Annotated in this window: 5 protein-coding genes; 1 reads left to right on the top strand and 4 read right to left on the bottom strand. The window is 39.5% G+C overall.

Annotated elements, in window-relative coordinates:
* The first annotated feature begins 608 nt into the window (after window positions 1-608).
* Window positions 609-2144 carry a pentapeptide repeat-containing protein gene (locus IQ244_RS31995; protein ID WP_193900682.1) on the top strand — a complete coding sequence of 512 codons (1536 nt, stop codon included), beginning with the start codon at window positions 609-611 and terminating at the stop codon, window positions 2142-2144.
* A 220-nt stretch (window positions 2145-2364) separates the two neighbouring features.
* Here the strand turns inward: IQ244_RS31995 and IQ244_RS32000 are convergent, their stop codons facing one another.
* The 4 genes from IQ244_RS32000 to IQ244_RS32015 form a co-directional block, all read right to left on the bottom strand.
* Window positions 2365-3816, bottom strand: coding sequence for a hypothetical protein (locus IQ244_RS32000; RefSeq protein ID WP_193900683.1), 1452 nt, complete (start codon window positions 3814-3816; stop codon window positions 2365-2367).
* A complete protein-coding gene (locus IQ244_RS32005) occupies window positions 3813-4382 on the bottom strand; it encodes a hypothetical protein (protein WP_193900684.1) in 570 nt (189 codons plus the stop codon). The genes IQ244_RS32000 and IQ244_RS32005 overlap by 4 nt, the downstream gene beginning before the upstream one ends.
* Before the next feature lie 64 nt (window positions 4383-4446).
* Entirely contained in the window at window positions 4447-5088 is a 642-nt protein-coding gene (locus IQ244_RS32010; protein WP_193900685.1) for a hypothetical protein, read from the bottom strand.
* 260 nt (window positions 5089-5348) lie between these two features.
* A partial coding sequence (locus IQ244_RS32015; RefSeq protein WP_193900686.1) for a hypothetical protein occupies window positions 5349-5610 on the bottom strand: 262 nt, incomplete at its 5' end.

The following is a 5610-nucleotide window of genomic DNA, read 5'->3' on the forward strand; positions in this document are numbered from 1 at the left end:
ATTTTCTGGACAGTATCAATTGTCCCAAATCCTTGTACTTTCGTGAAGAGCCGCAACGTTTTTGGGTCAGTTAAGTATTACTTATCTTTCAGCGACAGAAAAATTCTCTACACAGTGCGATTGATAAGTATGGGTTATATAAGGTAGTGAGCAGCTTGCCTGACTTGTCTATACTGCTTCTATACCTCCAGTTGATAAATTGTTACTATCAATAGGTGATATCAACTTTTGGCTATAGTTTCCGCTGCACTTGCTTGACGCAAATGCACAGGTTAGAGATGCCAATTTTAAAAACATTTATATGTGTTGTATGAGGCTTAAAAATATTGTGTTTTAACGCTGATATTTTAGGACAAAATTTAAATGGATTCAGTCTGTTTTCTATAATTATACATAGTCAAGTGTAATCTTACAAATACAAATTTTTAATAATTAATATATAAATAATTCTAAATAAATAACAATTGGCAATAGTAAAAAAGCTTGTTTATTAATTACCAATAGTATAGAGCATAACAAAATTGAATTTGAGTTTTGTCTTATATAGAGCAGTTAGTAAGCAACATCTAATGTAAAGATTTTAGAAACAAAAATCTAGATTAATTCAAATGGCGAAAAAAGAACACCTTGACCTACTAAAACAAGGTGCAGATATTTGGAATCTCTGGAGAAAGCAAAATCCAAATATAATTCCTGACCTCAGTGCAGCTAACCTTTCTGGGATGGATCTTAGGAATTATGACCTCAGTAAATGTAATCTCAAAGAAGCCAACTTAACACAAGCTAAACTCTGGAAAGCTAATCTTAAAGAAGCTAACCTGACACGAGCTAAACTTTGCTTTGCAGAACTCACACATTCTGATCTGAGTTCTGCTATTTTTACGCAAGCTAATATGAGAATGGCAGAATTTGAGAATGCTGTTCTTAAAAAAACTGATCTGAGTCATAGCGATCTTTGGAATACTAAATTTAAGTTTGCTGATCTTAGCCAAGCTATTCTTACTAAAGCTGAACTAAGTTATGCGGATTTCTGGAATGCAAACCTCTATGAAACCATATTATATAATGCCAACCTTACGAATGCTAAGTTCAGTTATGCAAACCTTGGCGAAGCCATACTTTATAATGCAAACCTCTGCGAAGCTATACTATGTAATGCTGACCTTACGAATGCTAATCTCAGTAGAATTCAAGCGTTAGGAACAGATTTTACCGCATCTGTATTGACAGGTGCTTGTTTGGAGGACTGGAGTATTAACAGCGAAACAAAACTAGATAATATTAGTTGCAAATATGTTTACTTAAAAACTGATAAACAAGACCGCATTCCCAAGGTTGGTGAATTTGGAACAGGAGAATTTACTAGGTGGTTTCAAACAATTGACTTAAATTTTCCCACTGGCATTGACTGGAGTGCATTTTATTTTTCATTTAAAGAACTAAAGGTTAGGCACAAAAATGAAAATTTATCATTACAAGCGATAGAGAATAAAAACGGTAGTGAATTTGTAATTCGTTTAGAGGGGTCAGCAGAAGCAGATAAATTAGCAGTGATTAAGAGTCAATTAGAAGCACTATATCAGACAAAGATTCAGGAGATTGAAACACAATATCAAACTGAGATAAAAGCAAAAAAAACACTAATTTCTAAATTTAAGACTGATTTGGAATATCAACGACAGGCTAATACAAATTTGCTAGAAATTGTAAAAACAATGGCAGAGAGAGGAACTACTAATAAAACTGAAATTAATGCCAATAACGTGGGATTTATCCAATCTGGTAATGGTACTGTTTCCAATTTCTCCCAAAATATCGGTCAGAACTCTGATGAGATTACTAAGATAATTAGCTCTCTACGTGATCTAGCACAAGAATTTCCAGATTCTAAACGTGAAGAGGCTATGGTGCATTTGGATGACCTGCAAGAAGACATTAGTAAACCTGAGAAGCGAAAACCAGAGAGAATCAAAACCCGCATCGTTGCCTTGTTGACAATAGCTGGAACGATTGCCGGTGTTATTGCTGGAGTTACAGATTTTAGCAATAACGTTTTAGAGCTTGCCAATAAATTGAACATTCCAATCGAGTTTAGTCAGTCTCAACAACCTACGCAGCAATTGCCTCCGTCAACACTCAATTAGTACAGCAAGCACTTTAATCCTTATTTGTAACAGCCAGCAATACAATAAGACACTGTAAGACCCCCCCGAACTGGGGACACTTCGTTTAGAGCGGGTGGTGTGGGGGACGGGCAGGAAATTTATCGTGAAGTGGCCAAAACTGGGCAGCCCGCCCCCACACTCCGCTACGCCACCCGCTCTACCCCAGTTCTTAACAGCTAAAAAATTAGTAATCTAACAATTAATCATCAAAATCAATGGGCTGGCCATTGAAATGCTTGTGAATACTTTCGGGAGTCAACCAACGAGGAATTGTCACTTTTTTATCTACTTCTGCATCCCCATCGGCATTATTTAAACCATTAACTATTGCCACCTTTAAAGGTATCTTACCATCAGCAGTTTTGCGGTCAATTTGAATAGTGCCTCTAGCTCTACCTTTAGCAGTTCCATCACTGCCACCAACAGCAGTATTAGTGAAAAAATGGGCAATACAAACTAATCTTTCCTCAGCCTTTCTAGGGTCACTAAGAGATGCTTTAACAAACTTTTTAGCAGGCTCCTTGGTGATGTCTGATTCAGAATAGTTAGTGAATTCATCAACTAGTAACTGTTGCGGTTGTTTATCAGGTTGATTATTAATTCTGTCCAGCCAACGCTCACGGGCATCATCAAAAGCTTGTCCTATCTCTGATTCTGTTTTAGCTATCAACTGAGGACTTAAATATTTCCATGCGTTTCTAAGATTCTCCCCGGCGTGTGCGTCTATCAGCTGATACAAAGCCATATCAAACAGATATTTTCTAAGCATGACAATCGAAGCTGCTAGGGTTGATTTACCGCTTCCAGCTTCTCCTAATACCCAAACGGGTTTTTGATTGTCGATAATCTTCCACAGCCAACCATCCTCATGATTCTTAAGTGCTTCGATTAAATCACTGATGAGGCGCTGGTCAGTCAAAGGATGATTGTCATTATTTGCGATCGCTGCCTTGGTTTTGCCCTCAATCTTCCCACGTTCTTGGTCAGCCTTCGCCTTATCCCTCAAATTCTCCGCAATGGTTTTATCCATCACAGAATGATTAACAGCACGGGCTTTCAAAAAATCCTCAAGCTGAATTCGAGCCTTAGCCCGTTCGTTCTCTGAGTCAGTCAGTCCCAGTGCTAAACGTTCCTCTGTATCCAATCCTGACAGCCCATCTTTCAAGCGTTCAGTGTAAAGCCGGGTTGAATGCTGCTTCACTTCCCGTTTATGGAAATTGTGCTGCCAAATTGCATAGTCACCAGTCTTTTCAAGTTCTCCCAATTCATAATCTATGCGCTTGAGGCGTTGCGAACGCACAAGCAAGCAACCCACAATACCCCATAGCCCCACAGCTGCAATCCCGTATCCTAGCAACTGATTGGGGTTGTCTGTGGGCAAATCACGCACCCATTGAATAGCATCACCCTTGTAGGGAATGATGCTGCCATACAATCCGTAGCGCTGCCATTCTTCAGTGAGGACAAAACGCGGCATCTGACAAAAACGCTTATCCAGTGCTACTTGACTTTCTACACCATTAATTGACCTTGGGCAGAACTGAATCTGTGTTATGTCATAGGGCTGACGTGTTTGCGATGTTGCCAGCCCGATGATTGCGGCGAAACCACACACACCAGCCAGCGTTAACTCGAAAACACCTTGTTTCATTCTCGTCCCCTAAAAATAATTGCAATGGAACCAATGAATAAAGCCAACGCGACTGCAATACTTAACCAAGGGTCTGATTGTGGATTCTGTTTTTCAATAGTTTGGATGTCTTGATTAATCTGGCTGACTGTTTCTTTAGTCAAATTCTCAAAATATTGATAATCTTTAACTGCTAACCAAGTTGTGATACCAGCAAACACCAAACCACCAGCAGTTTTAAACAGATTTTGCATATTATCTACCTCTAGTCCGTCACTGTTGTAATTAACTCTCAAACCCGTTAACCCAGCTAAAGAGCCAACACTGCAAATAGAAAACGAGAGCGTAATTGCCAGCCACAAGTTAACGCCACCGCCAGTTATTAAGAGATATTTGGCTATAAATAATCCAGTAGAATTTAAAGACCAAGTAACAAAGAATCGCGTCAATTTATTAGTTGTGTTAATAACATCTTTGCGGTGCTGCTTGCGGGACTCTAAATGTTCTATCAAGTCTTTGGGTAAGGGCGTATCAGGGGCAATTTCGCTGAATAATTCCTCTTGGCTATCATCAATATCGTAGGTCATATTACTGTTAGGATATTTACTTGCCCGACAGTTAATTTATGCGGTGGCTGTCGGGCTTGAACTGTCAAAAGCCTAATAGAGCATCCTTGATTTTTTGGACAATCGAACGCCCAGCATATTGTTTTTTTGGCTTGAAATCATTACGAGCGTTATCACCCATTTCTAAGTAATACTTGCCCAGTTCTTTATCATGTTGCAGGTCAATTGTTTGTTGTCTAATATCGGTCTGTAATTCTGTCTGCAACATCTTATATTCACCATCAACTTGCATCATGTGTTTATCGACCCATGCTTTTAGTTTGATGTGATCTGTTGCTTGTTGATGGCGTAGCACTTCTTTATCCTGGGACGAAGCGAAATCAAGCTTCATCTCTTCTAGGATATTTGCTAGATGAGTGTCAGCTAAAATTGCTGACTGCACTGCTCTTTCAATCTTCTCGCCACTAACACCAGCTTGTTTATAAATGTCACCTAGGACTAGATTTAAGTCTTCAGTCCCTTTGATAGCAGCTAACATTTGCTCTCTAACCTGTGGGGCGAATTCACTAATCTTTGCCCCGTCATTCCCCATTTGTCCTATTAGCTTCAGGGCTGATTTATCACCTGTTAACGCTCTGACTACTAAGTTAGTAGATGCGTTGAACTTATTTTTTAACTGGCTTTCCAGGTGGCGAGATTTGGAAGTTACCTGATTCTTGAGCTTCATTGAATTTTTCACAGCGATACTCTTTTTCTGGGGTAAATATTTTGTGGCAGTGATACGACATTCGCCTTACGTATTGCTCAATAGCTGACTTTCGTTTGAGATATTGCTGATAGTTGTCATGCTCTCTTATTGGCAGATATACCCAGTAATGTAAGGGCAGAATCACAGCAGCAAGCGCACCTAAACTAACAGCAATTCTTGAGAAGTAATTCATTCTTGACCAACGAATTACTAAGCACTCAAGCAGTGTTAAGTCATCGCTATTGAACCGCGTTGAGTCTGGCGAGTATCCCGGAGAGTTGGCTTTTAGTTTGATTACGGCTATTCTCCAAAGCCGCACTAATGCCCGTTAACCCACGAGATAGCTTGTCTCTGCTTTGTTCATGGCGATTAACTACGCGCTCTTTTACAAGAGTCAACGTCTGGTCAATCTTTGCGTCAACTTGATTAGCTGAGAAGTCAGCATAAGCCAGTAGTGCTGTTTCTACCTGTTCTAGAATGTCGTCAAAAGTGCTGGCTGAG

The sequence above is a fragment of the Nostoc sp. LEGE 06077 genome, assembly GCF_015207705.1.
Classification (GTDB): domain Bacteria; phylum Cyanobacteriota; class Cyanobacteriia; order Cyanobacteriales; family Nostocaceae; genus Nostoc_B.

What these genes read in the sequence shown, in the direction of transcription:
- IQ244_RS31995 (WP_193900682.1), top strand. Translation starts at nt 609, where the DNA reads ATGGCGAAAAAAGAACACCTTGACCTACTAAAACAAGGTGCAGATATT.
- IQ244_RS32005 (WP_193900684.1), bottom strand. Translation starts at nt 4,382, where the DNA reads ATGACCTACGATATTGATGATAGCCAAGAGGAATTATTCAGCGAAATT.
- IQ244_RS32000 (WP_193900683.1), bottom strand. Translation starts at nt 3,816, where the DNA reads ATGAAACAAGGTGTTTTCGAGTTAACGCTGGCTGGTGTGTGTGGTTTC.
- IQ244_RS32010 (WP_193900685.1), bottom strand. Translation starts at nt 5,088, where the DNA reads ATGAAGCTCAAGAATCAGGTAACTTCCAAATCTCGCCACCTGGAAAGC.